19 protein-coding genes are annotated in these 21,560 nt (G+C 70.4%); 14 read left to right on the top strand and 5 right to left on the bottom strand.

From position 1 onward, the window contains the following. The first annotated feature begins 146 nt into the window (after window positions 1-146). The 3 genes from A176_RS02885 to A176_RS02875 all read left to right on the top strand — a co-directional run bounded on the left by A176_RS02885 (window position 147) and on the right by A176_RS02875 (window position 3,337). Window positions 147-2,252 (top strand): chloride channel protein, encoded by a 2,106-nt coding sequence (locus tag A176_RS02885; protein ID WP_002636876.1) that lies wholly within the window; start codon window positions 147-149, stop codon window positions 2,250-2,252. A gap of 396 nt (window positions 2,253-2,648) precedes the next feature. Beyond that, the gene (locus A176_RS02880; protein ID WP_002636878.1) at window positions 2,649-2,828 is read left to right on the top strand and encodes a YjzC family protein; all 180 of its coding nucleotides are present in this window, start codon (window positions 2,649-2,651) and stop codon (window positions 2,826-2,828) included. Between the two features lie 65 nt (window positions 2,829-2,893). Then, window positions 2,894-3,337: a hypothetical protein gene (locus A176_RS02875; RefSeq protein WP_144429488.1), complete on the top strand. Its 444-nt coding sequence runs from the start codon at window positions 2,894-2,896 to the stop codon at window positions 3,335-3,337. Window positions 3,338-3,417: 80 nt separating this feature from the next. Here A176_RS02875 and A176_RS02870 read toward each other — a convergent pair whose 3' ends face one another. Then, window positions 3,418-4,638, bottom strand: a complete 1,221-nt coding sequence (locus A176_RS02870; protein WP_002636880.1) for a glycosyltransferase family 4 protein — start codon at window positions 4,636-4,638, stop codon at window positions 3,418-3,420. A gap of 227 nt (window positions 4,639-4,865) precedes the next feature. Here A176_RS02870 and A176_RS02865 point away from each other — a divergent pair, with 227 nt between their 5' ends. Beyond that, window positions 4,866-5,378, top strand: a complete 513-nt coding sequence (locus A176_RS02865) for a GNAT family N-acetyltransferase (RefSeq protein ID WP_002636881.1) — start codon at window positions 4,866-4,868, stop codon at window positions 5,376-5,378. Window positions 5,379-5,400: 22 nt separating this feature from the next. On the opposite strand, the gene A176_RS02860 is transcribed toward A176_RS02865, so the two are convergent. Together A176_RS02860 and A176_RS02855 are read right to left on the bottom strand one after the other, a co-directional pair. Further along, the gene (locus A176_RS02860) at window positions 5,401-5,934 is read right to left on the bottom strand and encodes a peroxiredoxin (protein ID WP_002636882.1); all 534 of its coding nucleotides are present in this window, start codon (window positions 5,932-5,934) and stop codon (window positions 5,401-5,403) included. 43 nt (window positions 5,935-5,977) lie between these two features. Beyond that, window positions 5,978-7,267, bottom strand: coding sequence for an amidohydrolase family protein (locus A176_RS02855; RefSeq protein ID WP_002636883.1), 1,290 nt, complete (start codon window positions 7,265-7,267; stop codon window positions 5,978-5,980). A gap of 179 nt (window positions 7,268-7,446) precedes the next feature. On the opposite strand from A176_RS02855, the gene A176_RS02850 reads away from it, so the two are divergent. The 3 genes from A176_RS02850 to A176_RS02840 all read left to right on the top strand — a co-directional run bounded on the left by A176_RS02850 (window position 7,447) and on the right by A176_RS02840 (window position 11,798). Continuing rightward, window positions 7,447-9,939 (top strand): protein kinase domain-containing protein, encoded by a 2,493-nt coding sequence (locus A176_RS02850; protein ID WP_144429487.1) that lies wholly within the window; start codon window positions 7,447-7,449, stop codon window positions 9,937-9,939. Window positions 9,940-10,007: 68 nt separating this feature from the next. Then, window positions 10,008-11,027, top strand: coding sequence for an extracellular catalytic domain type 1 short-chain-length polyhydroxyalkanoate depolymerase (locus A176_RS02845; protein WP_044889837.1), 1,020 nt, complete (start codon window positions 10,008-10,010; stop codon window positions 11,025-11,027). Between the two features lie 21 nt (window positions 11,028-11,048). Continuing rightward, entirely contained in the window at window positions 11,049-11,798 is a 750-nt protein-coding gene (locus A176_RS02840; protein ID WP_002636886.1) for a carbohydrate deacetylase, read from the top strand. On the opposite strand, the gene A176_RS02835 is transcribed toward A176_RS02840, so the two are convergent. Then, window positions 11,782-13,677: a hybrid sensor histidine kinase/response regulator gene (locus tag A176_RS02835; RefSeq protein WP_002636887.1), complete on the bottom strand. Its 1,896-nt coding sequence runs from the start codon at window positions 13,675-13,677 to the stop codon at window positions 11,782-11,784. The genes A176_RS02840 and A176_RS02835 overlap by 17 nt on opposite strands. Window positions 13,678-13,839: 162 nt before the next feature. Here A176_RS02835 and queF point away from each other — a divergent pair, with 162 nt between their 5' ends. Continuing rightward, complete coding sequence (queF, locus tag A176_RS02830; protein WP_002636888.1) at window positions 13,840-14,208, top strand: preQ(1) synthase; 369 nt, start codon at window positions 13,840-13,842, stop codon at window positions 14,206-14,208. A gap of 14 nt (window positions 14,209-14,222) precedes the next feature. Here the strand turns inward: queF and A176_RS02825 are convergent, their stop codons facing one another. Next, window positions 14,223-15,236, bottom strand: coding sequence for a serine/threonine-protein kinase (locus A176_RS02825; RefSeq protein WP_044889747.1), 1,014 nt, complete (start codon window positions 15,234-15,236; stop codon window positions 14,223-14,225). A 156-nt stretch (window positions 15,237-15,392) separates the two neighbouring features. On the opposite strand from A176_RS02825, the gene A176_RS02820 reads away from it, so the two are divergent. From A176_RS02820 to A176_RS02795, 6 genes are all read left to right on the top strand, one after another. Continuing rightward, window positions 15,393-15,614, top strand: coding sequence for a hypothetical protein (locus tag A176_RS02820; RefSeq protein ID WP_044889748.1), 222 nt, complete (start codon window positions 15,393-15,395; stop codon window positions 15,612-15,614). Window positions 15,615-15,698: 84 nt separating this feature from the next. Then, window positions 15,699-16,832: a phospholipase D-like domain-containing protein gene (locus A176_RS02815; protein WP_002636890.1), complete on the top strand. Its 1,134-nt coding sequence runs from the start codon at window positions 15,699-15,701 to the stop codon at window positions 16,830-16,832. Between the two features lie 176 nt (window positions 16,833-17,008). Beyond that, entirely contained in the window at window positions 17,009-17,680 is a 672-nt protein-coding gene (locus A176_RS02810) for a hypothetical protein (RefSeq protein ID WP_226994166.1), read from the top strand. Further along, on the top strand, window positions 17,677-18,576 hold the full coding sequence (locus A176_RS02805) for a type VI immunity family protein (RefSeq protein ID WP_021781149.1): 900 nt from the start codon (window positions 17,677-17,679) through the stop codon (window positions 18,574-18,576). The genes A176_RS02810 and A176_RS02805 overlap by 4 nt, the downstream gene beginning before the upstream one ends. Before the next feature lie 98 nt (window positions 18,577-18,674). Next, window positions 18,675-20,192 carry a Ppx/GppA phosphatase family protein gene (locus A176_RS02800; protein ID WP_002636893.1) on the top strand — a complete coding sequence of 506 codons (1,518 nt, stop codon included), beginning with the start codon at window positions 18,675-18,677 and terminating at the stop codon, window positions 20,190-20,192. Window positions 20,193-20,339: 147 nt separating this feature from the next. Further along, complete coding sequence (locus A176_RS02795; protein ID WP_002636894.1) at window positions 20,340-21,560, top strand: zinc-dependent alcohol dehydrogenase; 1,221 nt, start codon at window positions 20,340-20,342, stop codon at window positions 21,558-21,560.

Raw genomic sequence — 21,560 nt, 5'->3', positions numbered from 1 at the left:
CGGGGCCGGCATCCCGAGCGATTCGTGCGCTCCGAATCCAAACCGCGACGTGCGTGTCATGGACGGCACCGTGCCAGGACGCCCCTTCACACATCTGGCATCGCGAACCTTGAGTCACGGTCACCCCACTGTTAGTGGGACCTGCAATGATGGCAGGTGATGCACCCGCTTCTGGCCCGGTGCTGCGGCGCGCAGTCTGGATTCGTCTGCGCGCCGCGCTGAGCCGCTTCTTCCTCGCGACCCTTCAAGCCTCCAACCGGTTGCGGCTGCCCGGCCCCTCCGTCCTCCCCGTGGCGGGCGCGGTGGTGGGTCTGTACAGCGGGCTGGCCGCCGGCATCTTCTCCAACCTCATCGGACTGGTGAGCGGCGTCACCTTCGGCGCGGCCACGCTGAAGGAAACGCTGCGGCAGGACCAGTTCAAGGCCCTGATGGAGGCGTTCGCCGCAGCCCGTTGGCATCCGGAGTACGCGTTCATCGGCGTGCCGCTGGCGTCGGGCGCGCTGCTGCTGGCCCGCTTCATCGAGCCGGGAGGCCCTCGCGACGAGGTGAAGCGCCGGCTGCGGCTGCTCGCCCTGCTGACTTTGGGCGGACTGTCGCTCTACTACCCCCTGGTGGCGCTGGCGGCGCTCAACAGTGTGTTCGGCCACTCCCACAACCTGCCGGAGGCGCTGCCGCACCTGCCCTGGTGGCTGATGCTGCTCGCGCCCACGCTGGGTGGCATGGCGGTGGGACGGCTGCTGAGAGACAGGCCGGAGACGCACGGCCACGGCGTTCCCGAGGTGGTGCGCGCGGTGAAGAGTGGCGCCAACGCGCTCCCCGCGGACCGGGGCCTGCTGAAGCTGGTGGCCTCCGCCATCACCATTGGCAGCGGTGGCTCGGCAGGGCGCGAGGGGCCCATCGTGTATGGCGGCGCGGCGTTCGCCTCCACCGTGGGCCGGGTGCTGGGCTTCAGCCGCAGGGAGCTGTCCATCCTCCTTGCGTGTGGCGCGGGCGCGGGCATCTCCGCGTCCTTCAACGCCCCCATCGCGGGCGCCGTGTTCGCGATGGAAATCATCCTCCGCGAGTTCGAGCTGCGCGTCTTCTCGCCCATCATCCTGGCCAGCGTCGCCGGCACCCTGGTGAGCCAGGGCGTCATGGGCGAGTCCGCCATGCTTCGGCACGTCCCCTACGAGCTCGTGAGTGGCGGCGAGGTGCTGGCCTACGCGGGCCTGGGGATTGGCTGCGGCCTGCTGGCCTTCACCTTCGTGCAGCTCCTGCACGGCATGGAGCACTACTTCCATGGGCATGGCAAGGACCGGCTCTCCGTGTGGCTCGGGAGCAAGCCGTTGCCGCTGCGCGCCGGCCTGGGCGGACTGTGCGCGGGCGTGTTGGCCTTCGCCAGCCCCACCGTGTGGGGCAGCGGGCACGACTACATCAACCTGGCCGCGTTGGGACGGCTCCCGTTCGTCTTCCTCATCACCGCGTGCCTGCTGAAGCTGGTCGCCACGGCCATCACCATTGGCTCGGGCGGCTCGGGCGGCACCTTCTTCCCCGCGGCCCTCATCGGCGCCATGGCCGGCGGCGCCTTCGGGACGCTGGTGCACTACTTCTTCCCGGAGAGCACGGGGCCCAGTGGGGCGTACGCCCTGGTGGGCATGGGCGGCGCGGTGGCGGCGCTCACCCGCGGGCCGCTCACCGGCATGATGATGCTGTACGAGCTGAGCGGAAACCACGACATCATCCTGCCGCTGATGGTGACGTGCACCATCGCCTCCGCGCTCTGCCACTACCTCACCGAGCGCAAGGCTCCGAAGGTCCAGAGCGATTCAGACCTGCTGGATGCCACGCCCGTGCGCGCGCTGGCGGTCCAGCTCACGCCCGTGCCCGCAGGAACCCCGCTGCGCGCCCTGACGGACCTGCTGCTCACCTCCGAGGCGGGCACGCTGCCCGTCCTCGATACGGTGGGCCAGCTCTACGGCACCGTGCAGGTGGAGCAACTGCGCGAGGTGTGGCGCGACGAGTCCGTGTACCCCCTGCTGGTGGCCAGCGACCTGGCGCGCAAGCTGCCCGCGCTGGCCCCCGATTCGAATCTGGCGCATGCGCTCCACGTCATGGACCACGAGGACGTGGATGCGCTGCCCGTTACCGCGTCGCCGGGAAGTCAGACGTGCGGCCTGCTCACCCGCGCCGCGGTGCGGCGGTTCCTCTTCGCGCAACACGCGCAGGCCCACGCGGAGGGCAACTACCCGGTCAGCCCGTCCGAGGCGCGCTGATACGCGGGGGTGACTCGGGGGCTGGGGCGCGGAGGCGCGCGGATAAGCGGGGGGCACTCGGGGCCTGGGGCGCGGAGGCGCGCTGATACGCGGGGGGGACTTGGGGGACGAGCCGCGGAGGCACGCCGATACGCGGGTGTGAATCGGGGCGTAAAGGCCGCGCGGACGTGGATTTTCCACGTGGCGCACTCCGCATGGCGCGCGACGGAGGAGCAGGTGCCGGAGGTCTACCGCTGGGTGTCCGGTAAGCAGGGCCAACCGAACTACGGCATGCCGCTGTCGGCTTGAGGGTCGGTCGCGGCAGGGCCGCGCGCAATACCTCCCGAGGGGAATGGCCACTCCCACAGATTCGACAGACGTTCCTGGCTCCCGATTCCGGGAGCGAAAGGAAGCGTCATGGCAAAGCGGTACAAGACTGGCGACATCTGCGAGAGCACGGGCCGCTATACGTTCGATGGCTACACGGACGGCACCACCAGCCCTCCGGTGACCGCCGAGGAGCGGATCATTCCCCTGAGCAAGGGAGAGACGTTCCCTCCCATCAAGTCCTCGAAGAAGGGCGCCTACTGGAAGTAGGTTGGAGATTGGCCTCCCGCCTGGGGTCCCAACTCCCTGTGGGAGGCCAAGTAGGTTCTCCATCCATGAGCCCTGACTCCTCCTCCATGCTTCGCCGCGTCGTCCGTGGCTTCGCGGCGTATGACCTCGTCATCACGCTGCCATTTCTCACGCCGTGGACGGCGGACTGGCTGCTCCGGACGTTTCGCGAGGTCCACCTGTCGCTGTCGCTGGGCGGTGAGCCGATGCCCGCGTTCACGCTCCAGCACGTGTTCTTCGTCACACTGTTCGGCGTGCTCGCCGTCATCTGGGCGCTGGTCCGCATCCTCCAGCCCACCGCGCTCCATGGCGCCATCGACACCGCGGGCCGCGTGCTCGTCTCCACCTGGATGGTCCTCGCGCTCGTTCAGGGCGCGTCCCAGGTCATTGGCTCCTTCCTCGTGATGGAGGCCGTGGGCGCCGTCGTCCAGGGCGTCGTCCTCTGGAGCCTTCGAGGACGCGCCACCTTGGCGCCCGCGCCTACATCCTGAGCCGTCATGGATCGACATCGGACGGCCATCCGAGCGCCTCGTGGACGAGGACAGAGGCGCCCTGTCGCCCGTGCGAGCGTTCAGTGCATGGAGCGCCCCGCTGGCGACACCGTGTTCTCCGTCTCCGCGAGGCGCGCATAGACGGAGAGGTATTGGCTGGCCATCCGTCGGGGCGTGTACGTCAGCGCCCATGCCCGTGCGCGCAGGGCCAGCCGGGTGCGCAGCGCCGGGTCCTTGCGAAGCATCTCCAGCGTCTCCACCAGCGCCTCCACGTCATCCGGTGGAACGAAGCACGCGGCCCCGTCCCCCCACACCTCGCGCAGGGACGGGAGGTCGCTCAACACCAGCGCGCAGCCGGACAGCGCCGCCTCCAGCGCCGTGAGGCCAAAGGGCGCATACCGGGCGGGCAGCACAAACACCGAGGCCCGTGACATCCACTCCGCCAGGACATGAGGCTCCAGGTGCCCCATCCACTGGAGGCCGCGTGGCTCCGCCTTCCGCTCGGAGGGGTGCCTCGCGTCGCCCGCGAGCTTCACCGGCCACCCCAGGCGAGGCGCGGCGGCCTCCAGCGCGGCGATGTTCTTCGCCTCATCCCACGGACTGCCCACACACAGGATGAAGGGCTCCCGCTCCGAGCGAGGCGGCACACGGTCCGCGCGCCGGGCATGCGGAATCACCTCCGCGCCGGCCAACGGCCCATAGTGGGACTGGAGCGAGGTGAGCAGGTCCATGCTGGGCGTCACCACCCGCCCCGCCGCGCGGAGTCCCTCCGAGACGGCCTCGCGGTAGCGGGCATGGTTCACCGGGGCTCCCTCCCCTCGCACCGCCCGCCACCACGACAGGCTGCACGCGTGCCCCACCACCAGCGGCTTGCGCAACCAGGGCAGTGCCCCGTGCGCATAACCATTGAGGTGCACCACGTCCGGGCGAAGCCGGTGCTCCAGGTCGAGCAACCACTCCCCCGCGGAGCGCACGTCCTCCCAGGGGTCCTCCATCCATTCCAACCGGAAGCGGCCCTCCTCGATGACGAGGTTGGGGATGCCCCGCGCCTCGGCCCACTGCGCCTGGGAGAGCGGCCCGCCCATGGTCGCCAGCGTCACATCCACGCCATGCGGCGCCAGGGCGCGGGTCAGCTCCAGCGCGTACGTCCACACATCGCCCACGGCGTCGGCCGTCATCAGCACGCGCCGCACGCGGCCCGGCGTGACGTCGTTTCCCGGTGCGCGCGAGCCCTCGCGTGGCACGGCGCCGGTGTCCCGTCCTTCCGCTTCGCTCGCGATGCCCTTCCGCCGACCGTTCATGGCTCCCCCGCCCCGCACCCAGACGCTTGGAGGGCAACGTAGGCCAAGCCCCCTCACGGGAGGATTGCCCCAGCGCACCGCTCCGCTGCACGGCATCCGATGGATGCGGCCGGACGAGGACACACCCGGGCCCCTCCTCGTCCGTTCGCCGCGCACGGGGGATTCGCTCGGCACACCCTGGCCGCCGGGCCCCCAAAGGGTCATGCTGGGAACACGAGAGGCCCTCCATGGAGATTCTCCGAGCGACTCCGTCCGAGCACACGCTGCTGCGCAACCTCTACCCGCTCTACCTGCACGACCTGAGCGAGTTCGGCGTGGAGTACAGCCTGGACGAGCAAGGCCGCTGGCGGCCCGACTTCCTGCCCACGTGGCTGATTCCCGCGCCCGAGGTCCACCCCCTGCTGCTGCGCTGGGAGGGCCGCGTGGTGGGCTTCGCCTTCGTGGGCCAGTCCCCCTTCCCGTACATGACGCCCGGACGCGACTACCGGATGAGCGAGTTCTTCATCCTTCGAAGCGAGCGGCGCAACGGGCTGGGTCGGCGCGCGGCCAGGGCGGTGTTCGACCGCTTCCCCGGCATCTGGGAGATGTCACAGCTCCCCAGCAACCGCGCGGCCATCGCCTTCTGGCGGAGCGTCATCGACGAGTACACGGGGGGCGCCTTCCAGGACACGTACATCGACGGCGCACCGGCCCAGGTCTTCGACAGCCGGCGGCGCGCGCCCCTCCTCGAGGGGCGGTAACCCGCGCGCCACCGGGGACGCCCTACTTCGTGGCGGGCGCCTTGGGCTCGGCCGGCTTCGTCCCCGCGGGCTTGCGCAGGGGGCAGGCGACAATCGCGCCGTTGGGGTCGATGGCGTCGCTGCCGGACTCGACCTTGAGAATCTTCCGGTCCTCGCCCACGACGAACGTGTAGCGCTTGGGCACCGACACCACCGGCATCTTCACGTCATACGCGGTGACAATCTGCCCTTCCGGGTCGGGGATGAAGGCGAAGGGCGCCTTCAGGTCCGCCTTGAAGCGCGCGAGCGTCTCCGCGTCATCCATGCTGATGGCCAGGACCTGCCCCTGGGCCTTCTCCACGTCCGCGTAGCGGTCCCGGTAGGCCTTGAGCTCCTTGGTACAGCCCCCAGTGAAGGCCTTGGGGAAGAAGGCCAGGATGACCGACCCCTGCTTCACCATCTCCGACAACGTGTAGACGTTGCCGGCGGTGTCCTTCGCCGTGAAGTCCGGCGCCGTCTCACCGGCCTGGGGGATGGCACCGCTGAAGAGTCCCGCAACAATCAATGGCACGAGCATGCGGCGGACTAGACAGGGTTCATGCCCCCAGGGCAAGGCGGGCCTACTTCGCCGCCTCCGCCATGCGGGCCCAAACGGCCGAGGCGGCCTCGCGCGCCTGCTCGGCCACCACGGTGGGGCTCACCGACAGCGGCCGGCGCGCCCACATGCGCCAGACACCGTCCACCATCACCGCCTCCACGTGCCGGCTGCCCAGGCCGAACACCACGTGCCACGCCAGGTTCTCCGCGGTGAGCGGCGTGGCGGGCAGGTAGTCCAGGATGAGCAGGTCCGCGATGGAGCCCTCGCGCATGGGGCCCACCGAGGCGTCGAACATCTGCGACGCCATGCGATGCCCGTTGGCCAGGTAGCGCAGCACGTCGATGGGCTGCCCCGCCTCGCGCGAGCGCAGGTACGCCGCCTGCGCCTCCGCGAACAGGTCCGCCGACACGCCGTCCGCACCCAGCGTGGCCCGGGCGCCGAACTTCAACGCGGGCGCGTAGCCCACCTCCAGGCCCTGGTTCGCGCGCGGCGTGTGCACCAGCCACGCGCCCGTGGCAATCACCTGCGCCAGGTCCGCCCAGTCCAGATGCCCCACATGTGCGAGCTGGCTCTTGGGCGACAACAGGCCCGCCTCCAGCAAGCGCGACACCGGCGAGGCGCCGTAGTTCTCGTTGCAGAGGCGCTCGTCCAGCGGGTCCTCGGCGAGCGGCAGGTGCACCCCGCCCGTCCCCAGCGACTTGAGCGCCTCCGACAGGCCCGTCAGCGCGTCCGGCCCGAGCGTGAAGCTGGGCGCCGCGCCCACCTGTCCCCGGAAGCGGCCCTTGGCCTTCTTCGCGAAGGCGACCGTCTCCTCCAGCCCTTCCTCGCGGCCCACCGCGCCCATGCGGTCCGACACCGCATAGGCGAGCAAGCCCCGCACACCCACCTCATGGAGCCCGCGCGCCACGCGCGTCAGCGAGCCTGAAATCGCCTTGGGCGAGGAGTGCAGGTCGCACACGGTGGTGGTGCCACACTGGAGCGCCTCCAGACCACTCGCACACGCGGCCACCTGCACCGCGTCCAGGTCGAGCGCGTTCTCGTAGGGCCAGACGACCTTCTCGAGGATGTCCTGGTAGGTCTCCAGCGAGGGGCGCGGCATGCCCCGGCCCAGCACCGTGTGCAGGCGGTGGTGCGCGCTCACCAGCCCCGGGAAGACGAGCTTGCCCGACAGCGCCACCACTTCATCGTCCGCGAGGGGCGTCAGGTCCTGCCCCCGGGCGACGATGCGTTCTCCTTCGATGCGCAGGTCCACACGCTCGACCAACGCCGGTTCCAGCTCGACGACGTAACCACCCTTGAGGACTGTGCCCAACCATCCCTCCGGACGCAGCGCGTGCGCGTGTCTGGGCCACCTCCCGCCAGGCCCACGAAACAGGCCGGACGTTAACACTGTCGCTCGCCTGTGCGAGCGGGCAGGTAGCGGACCCCTACCCGCCGTAATGGCCACAACACTGTGCGCGGACGCGCGCCTACACGTAGACTGCGCGCACTTTGGTGCTGGAGCAGAACCCCAATCAGGTGGGTCGCTACCGACTGTCCGCGCGTATCGCGACGGGCGGCATGGCGGAGGTGTACCTGGGCCGCCGCATCGATGATGACGGCAGCCGAGGGCCCGCGGTCGCCGTGAAGCGCTTGATGCCGCACCTCGCGTCGGACCGGCGCGTGGTGCAGATGTTCCTCAACGAGGCACGCATCACCGCGCAGGTGCGACACCCCAACGTCGTCACCATCATCGAGCTGGGCATGGAGGGCAACGAGCCCTTCATCGCCATGGAGCTGCTGGAGGGACGTTCGTTCGCCGAGCTGCGGCAGGAAGCCGCCGAGCACGGACATCGCGTGCCGCTGGGCATCACGCTGCGCGTGCTCGTGGAGGCGTGCCGAGGGCTCGACGCGGCGCACCGTGCCGTGGACGAGGCCGGCCGGCCGCTGCGCATCGTCCACCGTGACTTCACCCCGGACAACATCCACGTGGGGGTGAATGGCGCGGTGAAGGTCATCGACTTCGGCATCGCCAAGGCGGACGCGCTCGGGTCGGGCACGGAGCCCGGGGTCCTCAAGGGCAAGTTCTTCTACATGTCGCCGGAGATGATTGCCGGCAAGCCGGTGGACCACCGCGCGGACCTGTTCGCCGCGGGCGTCATGCTCTACGAGCAGCTCTGTGGGCGCCGGCCCTTCACCGGGCTCACGGCGGACGAGGTGGTGGGCCGCATCGCCGAGGGCCGCCCCCGGCCGCCCACCGCGTTCGACCCGTCCGTGCCCAACGCGCTGGAGCTGGTGTGCCTCACCGCGCTGGCCAAGGAGCCAGGGGCGCGGTTCGACAGCCTCGAATCGTTCATCGGCGCCATCGAGGCCATTGGCGGAGCCGCGGAGATCGCCTCGGCCGAGCAGTTGGCCGCGTATGTGGATTCGCTGTTCCCGCCGGACCGGGACATCAAGCGGCTGGCCCTGCGCCGCGCGCGGCTCGCGGACCCGTCCCATGGGGGCACGCCGCCTCCGCAGGCACGGCCCCTCTTGAGCGCGGTGGAGGTCCCCGCCGCGTGGCCGTCCATCAAGAGGACCACGAGCCCCGATGCCGCGACGGTGGCGGGGGCGACGCGGCAAGGCCTCGCGGGTGCGGCCACCCCGGGAGCGGAGGAGGCTCGCGCCGCGGAGGCGGGAGCTTCGGCGCATGGGGCTGGGCTCGCGGCACAGGGCGCCTCGGCGCATGGGCACGCCGCTCAGCATGCATCTGCTTCGGCGCATGGGGCTGCCGCGCCACACCCAGCGACCTCGACGCCTGGGCATGCCGGGCGGGCCCCAGCCATCTCCGCGTATGGGCACGCCGCTCAGCATCCATCTGCTTCGGCGCATGGGCCTGCCGCGCCACACCCGGCGACCTCGACGCCTGGGCATGCCGGACGGGCCCCAGCCAGCTCCGCGCACGGGCACGCCGCGCAGACCTCCGCACCTGGGCCTACGGCGCGGTCCCAGCTCGACGCGGCCCCCTCCGGGACGATGCAGCGGGAGCGTGGCGCATCGGACTCCGGAATCAGCGAGGGTGGGCCCCGTCGCTCCCGGCGTGTCCCGCTGCTCGCGGCCGTGGTCGCCGTGGGCGTCATCATCGCGGGCGCGGCCTGGTTCTTCACGCGCCCCACCCCGCCCCCCGCCGAGCGACTGGCCCGAGCCCAGAGCGCCACCACGCCGGGCGCCAAGGCCGCGGCCCTCCAGGGGCTCGGGTCGGACGAACGCGCGAGCGCCGAGGACCTGAGCCAGGCCGGAGCGCTCCTGCTCAAAGCGGGCGCGCACGCCCCGGCCCTGGAGCTGGCGGAGCGCTTCGTGACGCGCTTCCCTCAAGACATTGAAGGGCATCTGCTCGCCGCGCGCGCCGCCACGGAGCTGCGCCAGGGCAAACGCGCCGAGCGCGCCATCGAAACCGCCTCCACGCTGGCCCCCAAGGACCTTCGCCCCACCCTGGCCCTGGCCGAGCTTCGCGAGCGCCAGGGTGACGTGCCGGGCGCTCTGGACGCACTGGCCACGGCCCACAAACGCACGCCGCGCTCGGCGGAGGTGACGCCGCGCTACGGCCGGATGCTGTCCCAGAGCGGCCGGCTGGACGAAGCCGCCACCGTGCTCTCCACCTGGACGCGCGCGAATGACGACGCCGCGAGCCTCGCGGAGCTGGGCTTCGTCCGCTTCCGCCAGCAACGCGTGGACGAGGCCGCCACCCTGCTCAAGCGCGCGCTGCGCAAGGACGACCGTCTCGCCGTGGCACACTACTACCTGGGGGCCGTCCTCTTCCGGCAGGGCGACACATCCGGCGCCGAGCGCTCGTACGTCGAGGCGGACCGGCTCTCCCCCGAGGACCCGCGGGCGCTCGCCTCCCGCTGCCAGCTCCACGCCCACACGGGCAACGCGGCGGGTGTCACCGAAGTGAAGCGCGCCCTCGCCGAACGATTCCCCACCCGCGCCGAGGCCCTGGCCGCGGAGTGCGTCCCACTGAAATGACGCGGACACTTCAGCCGCACCGCCGTTCCTCCAAGCCACGCCGGACCGCGCCCATTACCTTCCAGCCCATGCGCTCTCACCGTCCTCGCCTCGCCCTCGTGGCCCTGCTCGCGGGTGCCACGGCGTGCTCGTCCTCGAGCCCTGCACGCCCCGATGACCCGGACTCCGGCGTCAACCTCCCAGTGGACGAGGAGCCCACCGTCCCGGAGCGCACCGCCTGCACCGGCCTCACCTTCGGCCCCGGCACCTACGACTGGACGGTGGAGCACGACGGCCGCACGCGCCACTACCGCGTCCACGTCCCACCGGGCTACGACGCCACGCGCCCCACCCCCGCCGTGCTGGCGTTCCACGGCTACGGCTCCAACGAGCGGGAGATGGAGGGCCTCACGCGGCTGTCCACCCTGGCCGACACGGAGGGCTTCCTCGCCGTGTATCCCGTGGGCCTGAGCGCCTCTGAAATCAACGGCAGGGGCACTGACACCACCACCCGGGGATGGAACGCGGACGCGTGCTGCGGCCCCGCCTTCATGGCCAAGGTGAATGACGTGGGCTTCGTGGACACGCTCCTCACGGACCTGGACACCCGCGTCTGCGTGGACACGCGCCGCACCTTCGCCACCGGCCTCTCCAACGGCGGCTTCTTCTCGTACCGGCTGGCCTGCGAGCGCGCGAGCCGCTTCGCCGCCATCGCCCCCGTGGCGGGCATGGACGGCACCGAGCCCTGCAACCCCTCGCGCCCCGTGCCGGTGCTGCACATGCACGGCACCGCCGACTCGGTCATCCGCTACGAGGGGGGCAACAACCTGGGCCCCTTCGGCGCCCCCTACCCGTCCGCGGAGGAATCCGTGCGGCGCTTCGCCGAGCGCAACGGCTGCACCGGCCCCACCGTGGAGACGTACCAGCAGGGCGACAGCACCTGCACCGCCGCCACCGGCTGCGTGCCGGAGACGGCCACCGCGTCCCTGTGCACCGTGCAGGGGGGCCTGCACGCGTGGCCCGGCTTCGCGGGCTACAACAACGGCACGCCGAACCTGGACGCCACGCGCGAGGCGTGGAAGTTCTTCCAGGCCCGTCCCCGGCCCTAGCCTCGCGAGGAGCACTCCGCCATGACGTCCCCCGCCCTCATCATCAACGCCGATGACCTGGGCTACGACCCGGCCGTCACCCGAGGCATCCTCCGCGCCATGCGCGAGGGCGTCGTCTCGTCGGCCACCTTCATGGTGAACACGCCCTTCTCCGAGGCCGCCGCGCGCGAGGCCCGGGGACTCGCCATTGGCCTGCACCTCAACCTCGCCCGGGGACTGCCCGTGTGGAGCGGTTTCCCGCGCGAGCTGCTCGGCGAGGACGGCGGCTTCGTGGAGGCCCGCGCGAGCCACCTCCCCGCGAACGTGGTGGAGGCGGAGTCCTTCGCGCAGCTCGCGCGGCTCGCCGGACTGCTGGGCCAGCCCGCCACCCACGTGGACGTGCACAAACACCTGCACCTGCACGCGGGCGTGCTGGAGGGCCTGGCCCGGGCGGCGAAGCGCGTGGGGGCGCCGGTGCGCTCCATCAACGTGGAGATGCGCCGCACGCTGGAGTCCCACGGCGTCGCCACCAACGCGCACTTCCTGGGTGACGCGGGCGCGGAGGCCTACTGGACGATGGAGCGCTTCGAGTCGGAGCTCGCCGCCCTGCCCCGTGACGGCGTCATCGAGCTGATGTGCCACCCGGGCTACCGGCCGGAGACGCTGAAGAGCGGCTATGCCGCCCAGCGGGAGGTCGAGCTGGAGACCTTCCTCCACCCGCGCGCCCGAGAGGTCCTGGCGCGCGCTGGCGTCGTGCCCGCGGACTTCCGCGTCCTCACGGGCGGGAGCTGAGCAGGTCCATCGACAGGTCCCCCAAGGGCCGCCGCTCCACGGAGAGCGCGTTGCGCACCCGCGCGAGCAACTCCTCCGGGCGATAGGGGCGAGGACACAGCGACGAGCCCTCCTGCGCCCACCAGGGCCGCTCGTCACCGGCCAGCAGGATGGGCACCGGCCGCGCGCGTGGCAGCGTGGCGAAGGTCTCCAGGAAGACGCCCGTCTGGCCCTGCGTGGCGCTGGTGGACAGGACGATGAGGTCCACGGGCAGGTGCGTGGCGCGCCGCAGCGCCTCGGCGCCGTCACGCGCGGTGAGCACCTCGAAGCCCTCCGCGAGCAGCACCCGCTCCGCCGCGGCCTCCTGGGCCCGGTCCTCGTCCAGGAGCAGCAACCGGTGCGGCAGCCGCTTCACGTCGTGAGGCGCCATGCGCGGCAGGCCCAGGGTGAAGGTGCTGCCCTGCCCCTCCGCGCTGCGCATCGTCAGCCCGCCACCGTGCAGCCGCGCGATGGAGTGGCTGATGAAGAGCCCCAAGCCCAGCCCTCCGAAGTTGCGGTGCGACACGTTGCGCGCCCGGTAGAAGCGCTGGAACACCTGCGACTGGTCCGCGCCCGGGATGCCGATGCCGTGGTCCTTCACGTGGATGCGCGCCTCGTTGTGGAAGCGCTCCACCGTCACGACGATGGGCTCCTCCGAGGCGCTGTACTTGTGCGCGTTCTCCAGCAGGTTCACCAGCACCTGCTCCAGCCTGTCCCGGTCGCCGCGCACCCAGACGCGCTCGCGGGGCACCTCCACCGTGAAGGGCCGCTCGAAGGCCGCGCGGAAGTGGTCCACCACCTCCGCGACCAACTGCCCCACCTCCAGCGGGGCCAGGTCCAACGCCAGCTTCCCCGCGTCCAGGCGCGACGCGTCCAGCAGGTCCTCCACCAATCCCACCAGCCGGTCCACCTGCCGCTTGGACTTGAGCACCGTGGCCAGCTCCACCGGATGTCCCGCCGTCAGGCGCCGCTCCATGGTGAAGAGACCCAGCTTCAACGGCGTGAGCGGCGTCTTCAGCTCGTGGCTGGCGATGGAGATGAACTCCTCGCGGACTTGAAGCGCGGCCTTGGCCTCGCGCAGCAGGCGCGCGTTCTCCACCGCCACGGCGAGCTGGTTCGCCGCCGCGCTCCACAAGTCCAGCTCCCGCACGGAGAAGGACGTCCCCGGCTCCTTGTAGAGCAGCAGCAGGCCCACCGTCCGGCGCGGCGCGCACAGCGGCACCGCGGCGAAGATGGAGCCCATGGAATCCCCATAGCCCCGCTGGATGCCCAACTGCGCCTGCCGGAGCGCCAGCGCCTGCCGGAACGGGTCCGCCTGGGAGTCGAAGCTCGCCTCGGGCGCCTCCGAGCCGGCCAGGTCCGACACCGCCACCCGGCGCAGGTCGCCGTCCTCCTCGCACAGGAACACCTCGGCGCGGCGCACATGGGCGCAGCGCACCAGGGCCACCACGGCGGCGGCGCAGACGCTGTCCACCTCCAGCGTCTCGCCCACGGAGCGGGCAATCTCCTGCACCGCCTGGGAGAAGGCCCCTTCGTCGTCCACCCCGGAGGACTCCACGACGAGCCAGGCGCCTGCTGTCTCGCTCGCCGCCGCCGGCTTCACCTGGACCCGAACCTGCCGCAGCCCTCGGGTGATGACGTGGCCCGTGTGGGGCACACCCTCCCGGATGGCGCGCTCCAGCCCGTCCAGGCTCCGGGTGCGCTCGAGCGCGTCCCGCAGGTCGCCCCCCGCGTGCAGCGCCACGCCCGTCTTGAGGGTGAACCCCTCCTCGCACCACTGCACGCGCAGGTCCGGACCGACACGAACCAGGGCCAGCGGAAGGCACGAGAATGCATCTTCGACGTCGGAAGGAAGCGGCATGTGCTCGGGCGGGGGGAAGAGACGTCCCTTGATTATGGGTCCCCGCCAGGACGGCAACCGGGCCCCCCCTCGGATTCACCCCTGCTGGACACCCGCCGCGTTGGCAGGCGGACATCGATGGGAGGGATGACACGCGGCGTTGGTGTGGTAGACGACAGCGTTATGCCCTCGCAGCCGTCCAAGGAACTGCAGACCTTCCCCAACCCCGCCGCCGATCGCGATTACGAAATCACGTTCGACGTGCCGGAGTTCACCTGCCTCTGCCCGCTCACCGGCCAGCCGGACTTCGCACGCTTCAAGATTACGTACGTGCCGGACCAGAGCTGCATCGAGCTCAAGAGCCTCAAGCTCTACATGTGGGCCTACCGCAATGAGGGGGCCTTCCACGAGAAGGTCACCAACACCATCGCGGACGACATCATCAAGGCCATCCAGCCGCGCAAGCTCACCGTGGTGGGCGACTTCTTCGTGCGCGGCGGCATCGGCACCATCGTCACCGTCACGCACGACAAGTCGAAGCAGCAGGCCTGAACCGCGCCGGGCCTTCAGCGGGTGAGCTGCTCCACCAGCGGCGCCCACTGGGCCTGGGTGAAGTAGAGGCCGGTGCCCGCCGCCGTCAGCAGCGCGATGGCGGCGGCCACGGCCCACTTCAGCTTCCCGCCCTGGCGGGAGCGCCCCGTGTCGAACACCTCCACCGCGGCATCCAACTCATGCGGACGCATGAGCTGCTGGGCCTCCGTCTCCGTCAGCTTCTGCCGGTGACGCAGGAAGGCCACGAGCAGGGCCGCGTGTGACACCTGCACCTCCTGCGCGAGGAACACGTCCAGCTCGCGCCGCATGGCCGCGGCGTCCGGGAAGCGGTCGTCCGGCCTCACCTCCATGGCGCGCTGGATGATGCGCACCAGGGGCGCGGGGACGTTGGGCGCCACCTTGGGGAGCGGCGTGTACTTGCCGTCGCGAATCTTCGCGAACACCTCGCCCGCCGTCTTGCCGTGGAACGGCCGCGCGCCGGAGAGGGCTTCGTAGAGCAGCACGCCGAGCGAGAAGATGTCGGTGCGGCCATCCACCGGCACGCCCGTCACCTGCTCTGGGGACATGTACGACGGCGTCCCCACCGCCATGCCCAGTTGGGTGAGCGCCTCCAGGCCCACGTCCTTGGCGATGCCGAAGTCCATCAGCTTCACCTCACCGGACTTGGTGAGCATGACGTTGGCGGGCTTGAGGTCGCGGTGGATGATGTGGCGGAAGTGCGCGTGGTCCAACGCGCTGGCGATGCGCGCGGCGATGACGCCCGTGACGTCCGCTGGCAGCGGGCCTTCCTTGATGAGCGTGTGGAGGGTGGGCCCATCCACCAGCTCCATCACCATGAAGAGGCCCTCGCCCTTCTCCACCATGTCATACAGCGTGACGATGTTCTGGTGACGGAAGGCCGCGAGCGCGAGCGCCTCGCGCCGGAAACGCGACAGGGTTTCGCGGTCGCGCTGGCCATCCGGGAGCAGCTCCTTGATGGCGACTTCGCGCTGAATCATCTCGTGCAGGCCCCGGTACACCAGGGCCATGCCACCACGTCCCAGCTCTCCGAGTACGCGGTAGGCACCAATCTTCCGATGACGGACGGGCTTCGCAGCAGGGGGCACGGCGCGCAGGCTATCGAAGCGCGCGCACAGCGTCGATGGGGGCGTGGCCGGCCGCCGCCGAGCCGGGTCGGAGTCGATATGCTCTGGTCTCCCCTGAAGAAAGCCCGATTCCTCCTCCCTGTTCTCGCGCTCTTCACGTTCAGTGCCTGCGTCGGTAGCAAGCACCCCTACCAGCCGCGTCCGTCCAAGGCGAAGAAGTCCAAGCGGAACAGCAAACAGTGCCACCCGAGCCAGTACTGGGATGGCGACCAGTGCAAGCACAAGGGGAAGGGCAAGGGGGCGAGGAAGCACGACGGGTGACGTGGGCTCGGCGGCGTCTCAATCCCGGTGACACGGTGAGGCCGTCCCGTGGGCGCGCCGGGAGCGGTAGGGTGGCGGGTGTCCATGCGTGCCGAAGCCTCGCTGCCGTTGATGAACACGCCCGCCGCCGCCCTCGCGTCCAACGAGGTTCGTGACGAGCGCTTCACGCTGTTGGACGGCGGGACGGAGGCGTACCCGCGGATGCTGGAGGCCATCGCCTCCGCGCAGGTGCGGGTCCACCTGGAGGTCTACACCTTCGAGCGCGAGGGCATTGGCGCGCGCTTCCTGGAGGCCTTGGTGGCGGCGGCGCGGCGCGGTGTCGCGGTGAAGGTGGTGGTGGACGGCTGGGGCAGCATTGGCGCCAGCCGCCACCTGACGCAGACGATGAAGGCCGCGGGCGCGAAGGTGCGGGTGTACAACCCGCTCACGTCGCTGTTCACCGGCCGCTCGTGGCGCAACCACCGGAAGATTCTGCTCGTGGATGACGCGGTGGCGTTCCTCGGGGGCATCAACATCGGGGATGCCTACGCGGCGAATGGCGACCAGCCCGGCTGGGCCGACCTGGCGCTGGAGCTGCGGGGTGACATCTGCCGGCAGCTCGGGGCCACGTTGCATGCGGGGACGTCCGCGTTGGAGTCGGGCGCGGTGAAGCTGTTCCTGTCGGGCTTCGGCGGCGGGCACCGGCTTCGAAAGCGGTACCTCCAGGCGATTGACGGCGCCAGGCACGAGGTGGTGCTGGCGCACGCGTACTTCCTGCCGGACAAGGGCTTCATGCGGGCGCTCAAGCGCGCGGCGCGGCGGGGGGTGTCGGTGCGGCTGATGTTGGCCGGGCGCAGCGATGTGATGTTCGCGCGCGCGGCGACGATGCGGCTGTACCGCGACTTCCTCCGCGCCGGGGTGAGCATCCACGAGTGGACGGCCTCCACGCTGCATGCCAAGGCGGCGCTGGTGGATGGGCGCAAGCTCCTGGTGGGCAGCTTCAACCTGGACCCGTTGTCGCTCGTGAACCTGGAGACGCTGGTGGAGGTGGTGGAGCCCGGCGTCGCGGCGCAGGCACAGCAGTGGCTGGACAAGCACGTGCGCGATGCCCGGCGCGTGTTCCTGGAGGACTGCGCGCGCTCGGGGCTCCAGCAGTGGCTGTTGGACGTCGTGGGGCTCGCCGTGGCCCGGTTCGCGGAGGACTTCGCCAGCTTCATGGGCCGGCGGCGCAAGCGGTAGCGTGTCCCTGTGTTGGCGCGGCCGTCCTGGCCCGCTCGGGAGGGGACATGCCGCGACATCCGTGGTGGGCACTGTGGGTCGGCACCGTGGTCGCTGGGTGTGCGGGGCGACCGGAGCGCTACGGCTTCGACTCCGCGACCAGTGCGTGCCGACACAATCCCGCCGCGTGCGCGAAGATGGCGGGCGAGGAGGCCCTCCTCCCCGGGTCCCAGGCCCTGCGGGTGGCGGCCTCCATTGGCACAGCGGGTAACGCGGCACTGCGGCTGCTGAAGGCCGCGGAGCGGGATGCCATCGAGGAGGCCTTGGAAGCCTGTGCCGACGATGCACGCTCGACCGTGCTCATCGCTTTGTTCAACGGGAGGAGTCCCACTCCGGAAGAATGCCGATCGGAGGTCTCCATGGATGCGCAGGGGCGCCCCATCACACTCGCGATGAAGCTTGGCACCGAGATGCACAAAGTCGCGCTCCCCTGCGCGCACAGACACCTGAGCGAACTCTGGCCAGGAGGCTTCCGGCTTGAGCCCCGTTATCGCTACAACCCGGACTCAGGCAGATGGGAACCCATGCGGGAGGAGGCCGTGCGCGCACTGTTGAAACAGGGCCGGGGCAGTGAATTGAAGGGAACGCTCGTCCCGGACGTGGTCATCCACGCGGGGCTCGAGACCCAGATCCTGGCGATCTACGACTTCAAGTTCCCGTGCGTGACGCCCACCCGTCCTTCGGCCTGGCCCCGGTATCCACAAGGGCATCCCCATGCGGGCCAGCAACAAGACGCCATGTACCAACGTGCGTTGAAGCCAAAGCAGGCCCCCCTCCAAATCACGCCTCGACTGGGAACCCTGCCATGAGCATCCCACCTCCAAAGCTTCAGCTTCAGGACCGAGACAATGCGACGGGCGTGTCCGTGGGACTCAGCGCGACCTTCTACCTGCCCTACGCCCACGCGCCCCTGGCACCCGTGGTCCTGCAGTCGCTGGAGCGCTACCAACGGGCCGTGGGTCCCCAGGTGCTGACGTCGTACGCAGGCGAGGATGGCGAGTGGCAACACCTGGACTCGCGGGGCTGGGCGGCGGTCCGCCGAGAGATGCAGGATGCGCCATGGGCCAACGTCCTTCTTTCGGATGCCTCCCCAGAGGCGCCTTTCCGATTCGAGTATGTGAGGCGTGATCGTGTCGACGGGCCCCTTGAAAGCGGGGTCGGCGAAGTCAGCGTCGTTACGTTCTGGCTCTCCACCGGGTTCCTGGAACAGCACGGACCACGGGAGGCCCGTGAGTTGATGGTAGCCCTCGCCGAGCCCCTCCCCTTCTCCTCAGGCAACGCGGGCCTGGCCTTCAGCGCCGCTCTCGACGTGTCGGCCAACGTCCGTCAGGTGCGTCGTGCCTGCCTTCGATATCCGGGGCTGGATGTGCTCAGGCCCGGCATCACTTCGCTGAACATTGGCACACGCGTCCGGGGTCCTTCCTGGCTGACCTTCTTGGGAACACCTGTCCTGGGCCAACTCGGAGGGGTCGACGCACTCCGCGCACGGCTCACGACGCCCGGAATCACCGTGCAGGCTCTGGAGCAGGCAAGCGCGGTTGTCACCCTGGGCGAATGGCCCGAAATGGGCGACGGTGAGCCACTGCCTGCCTACCGGGAACTCGCGCGTGTCCTGGAACCCTGGATGCTGTGGGGAGAGGGCGAATCCATTCTCGGGCTCACGCCCGAAGAGGCACGCCGCTGGGAGCGCCGCTTCCTCGACTGAGAAGCTGCCACGCGCTTGTCACATCCGAGGGAGGACTTCCGGTGCGGTTCCCGCTGCACCTTGTGGCCAGGGACCGTACACTCCCGCCAGAACCGCTCATGCCTCCTCGCCCCCCTCAGCCCGTACTCGCCGCCATTGACGTGGGCACCAATGCCGTCCGCCTGGAGCTGGCCCGGCCCGACGCCGACGGCGCGCTCGAAACCCTGCACCAGGAACGTGACGCCATCCGTCCTGGTGAGGGCGTCTTCGCCACCGGCTCCATGCCCGAGGAGACAGCCGAGCGCCTGCTGTCCACCCTGCGCCGCTACTCCGCCCTCTGCCGCCGTCACAAGGCGCACGTGCGCGCCGTGGCCACCAGCGCCCTGCGCGAGGCGAAGAACAGCGCCGACATCGTCCGCCGCGTTCGCGAGGAGTCCGGCCTCAACCTGGAGGTCGTCAGCGGCAAGGAAGAGGCCCGCCTCATCTGCCTGGGCGTGCTCCACCGCAAGCCGCCCCACACGCGCTCGCTGCTCATCGACATCGGCGGCGGCAGCACCGAAATCGCCACCGCCGTGGGCGAGAAGCCCGACAACCTCTGGAGCCTCGCGCTCGGCTCCGTGCGCCTCACCGAGGTCTTCGACGCCTCGCGCACCGTGCCCCCCAAGCAACTGCGCCTGATGCGCAGCTTCGTCTCCGACGTGCTGCACAAGACGCTGCCACCCACGGTGGCCAACGTCCCCCGCGTGGCGCTCGGCTCGTCGGGAACCATCAGCGCCGTGGTGTCCTTCGCCGCCGCGGAGAACAGCGGCAACGCCACCGTCCGTCAGCTCACGCAGACCGTGGACACCCTGGCGCAGATGCCGCCCGAGCGCCGCCGCAAGCGCTTCGACCCGCGCCGCGCGGACATCATCGTCTCCGGCGCCGTCATCCTGGAGGCCGTGGCCAAGTACCTGGGCGTCGAGTCCGTCAGCGTCGTCAACCGCGGCCTGCGCGACGGCATCCTCGTGGACCTGCTCTACAAGCAGGACGAGCACCGCGAGGACCACAGCCTCGCGGACGCCGCCCTGGCCATGGGCAAGCGCTTCTACTTCGACGAGAAGCACGCCCGGCAGGTGGCCCGACTGTCCCTGGGCCTGTTCGACAACCTCGCCGCCCTGCACCAGCTCCCGCTGTCCGTGCGTCCCTACCTGGAGGTCGCCGCCCTCCTCCATGACGTGGGCCACGCCGTCAGCTACGAGCGGCACCACAAGCACACGTACTACCTCATCCGCCACGCCGACCTGCCGGGCCTCGCCGACCGCGAGCGTGAAATCGTGGCGCGCGTCGCCCGCTACCACCGGCGCAGCCCGCCCGAGTTGGCCCACTCCGGCATGGCGGGCCTCAACCCCGTCGAAGCGCGGACGGTGCGCAAGCTCGCCACCCTGCTGCGCGTGGCCAACTCGCTGGACGTCAGCCACCACCAGCCCATCAAGGATTTCAAGGCCACCAATGGCCGCGAGGGCGTGGCGCTGCACCTGCACACCAAGCACCCCGTGGACCTGGAGCTGTGGAACGCCGACCGCGAGGTGCTGAACTTCCGCCGCGTCTTCGGCAAGCGCCTCACGTTCCACGTCCACCACACCTCCAGCAGCCGTTAGCCCTCGCACCGCCGGCTGCTGGGCGGAAGAGGGGGCGGCGCGCGCTTTGCCCCCGCCCCGGGCGATGCCCAGGCTCCAAGTCACGCGGGTCTGCGTCCGCGCAGGCCCTTTTCGTCTTGGGGCCCCGAGGGGGCAGGAGCGCGCGCAATGAAGGCTGTCGTTTTCCATGGGATTGGGGACATCCGGCTCGACGACGTGTCGGAGCCCCAAATCGAGAAGCCCACGGATGCCGTCGTCCGCATCACGGCGAGCGCCATCTGCGGCACCGACCTCCACATGATTCGCGGCACCATGCCGGGCATGAAGCCGGGCACCATCCTGGGCCACGAGGGAGTGGGCGTCATCGAAGCGCTGGGTGATGACGTCCGCAACTTCAACATCGGCGACCGGGTGGTCATCCCCTCCACCATCGCTTGTGGCAACTGCTCGTACTGCCGCGCCGGGTACCATGCCCAGTGCAACGACGCGAACCCCAACGGCCCCAGCGCGGGCACGGCCTTCTTCGGTGGCCCGCAGGAGACGGGGCCCTTCCACGGCATGCAGGCGGAGAAGGTGCGAGTGCCCTTCGCCAACGTGGGCCTCGTGCGGATTCCCGAAGGCGTCACCGACGAGCAGGCCATCCTCATCTCGGACATCTTCCCCACCGGCTACATGGGCGCGGAGCTGGCGGAAATCAAACCCGGTGACACCGTGGCGGTGTTCGGCTGCGGGCCCGTGGGCCTCTTCGCCATCGTGAGCGCGAAGCTGCTCGGCGCCGGCCGCGTCTTCGCCATCGACTGCCACGAGGACCGGCTGGAGCTGGCCCGGGCCCAAGGCGCCGAAATCATCAACTTCGACGAAGAGGACCCGCTCGAGACGCTCAAGCGCCTCACCAACGGCATTGGCGTGGACCGCGCCATCGACGCGGTGGGTGTGGACGCCATGCACCCGCACCACGGCCCCGCGGCGAAGAAGGCCCACCAGGAGAAGGCCGAGTTCAAGCGAGAGGTGAAGGAGGCCGCCCCCAAGACGAACCCCAAGGGCGACAACTGGGTGCCCGGTGATGCGCCCGCGCAGGCCCTGCTGTGGGCCGTGGAGGGCCTGGCCAAGGCGGGCACGCTGTCCATCATCGGCGTCTATCCGCCGCAGGTGCGCACGTTCCCCATCGGCATGGCGATGAACAAGAACCTCACGATGAAGATGGGCAACTGCAACCACCGCAAGTACATCCCCAAGCTGCTGGAGCTGGTGCGCACCGGCGTGGTGGACCCCACCGCCATCCTGTCCCACGTGGAGCCCATGGGCAGCGCCATTGACGCGTACCGCAACTTCGACGTGCGCAAGCCCGGCTGGGTGAAGGTGGAGCTGGAGCCCACGCAGCTCCAGTAG

This window comes from Myxococcus hansupus, assembly GCF_000280925.3.
GTDB classification, from domain to species: Bacteria; Myxococcota; Myxococcia; order Myxococcales; family Myxococcaceae; genus Myxococcus; species Myxococcus hansupus.
The sequence above is the reverse complement of the archived record's forward strand: the minus strand, read 5'-3'. Positions and strand labels throughout refer to the sequence as shown.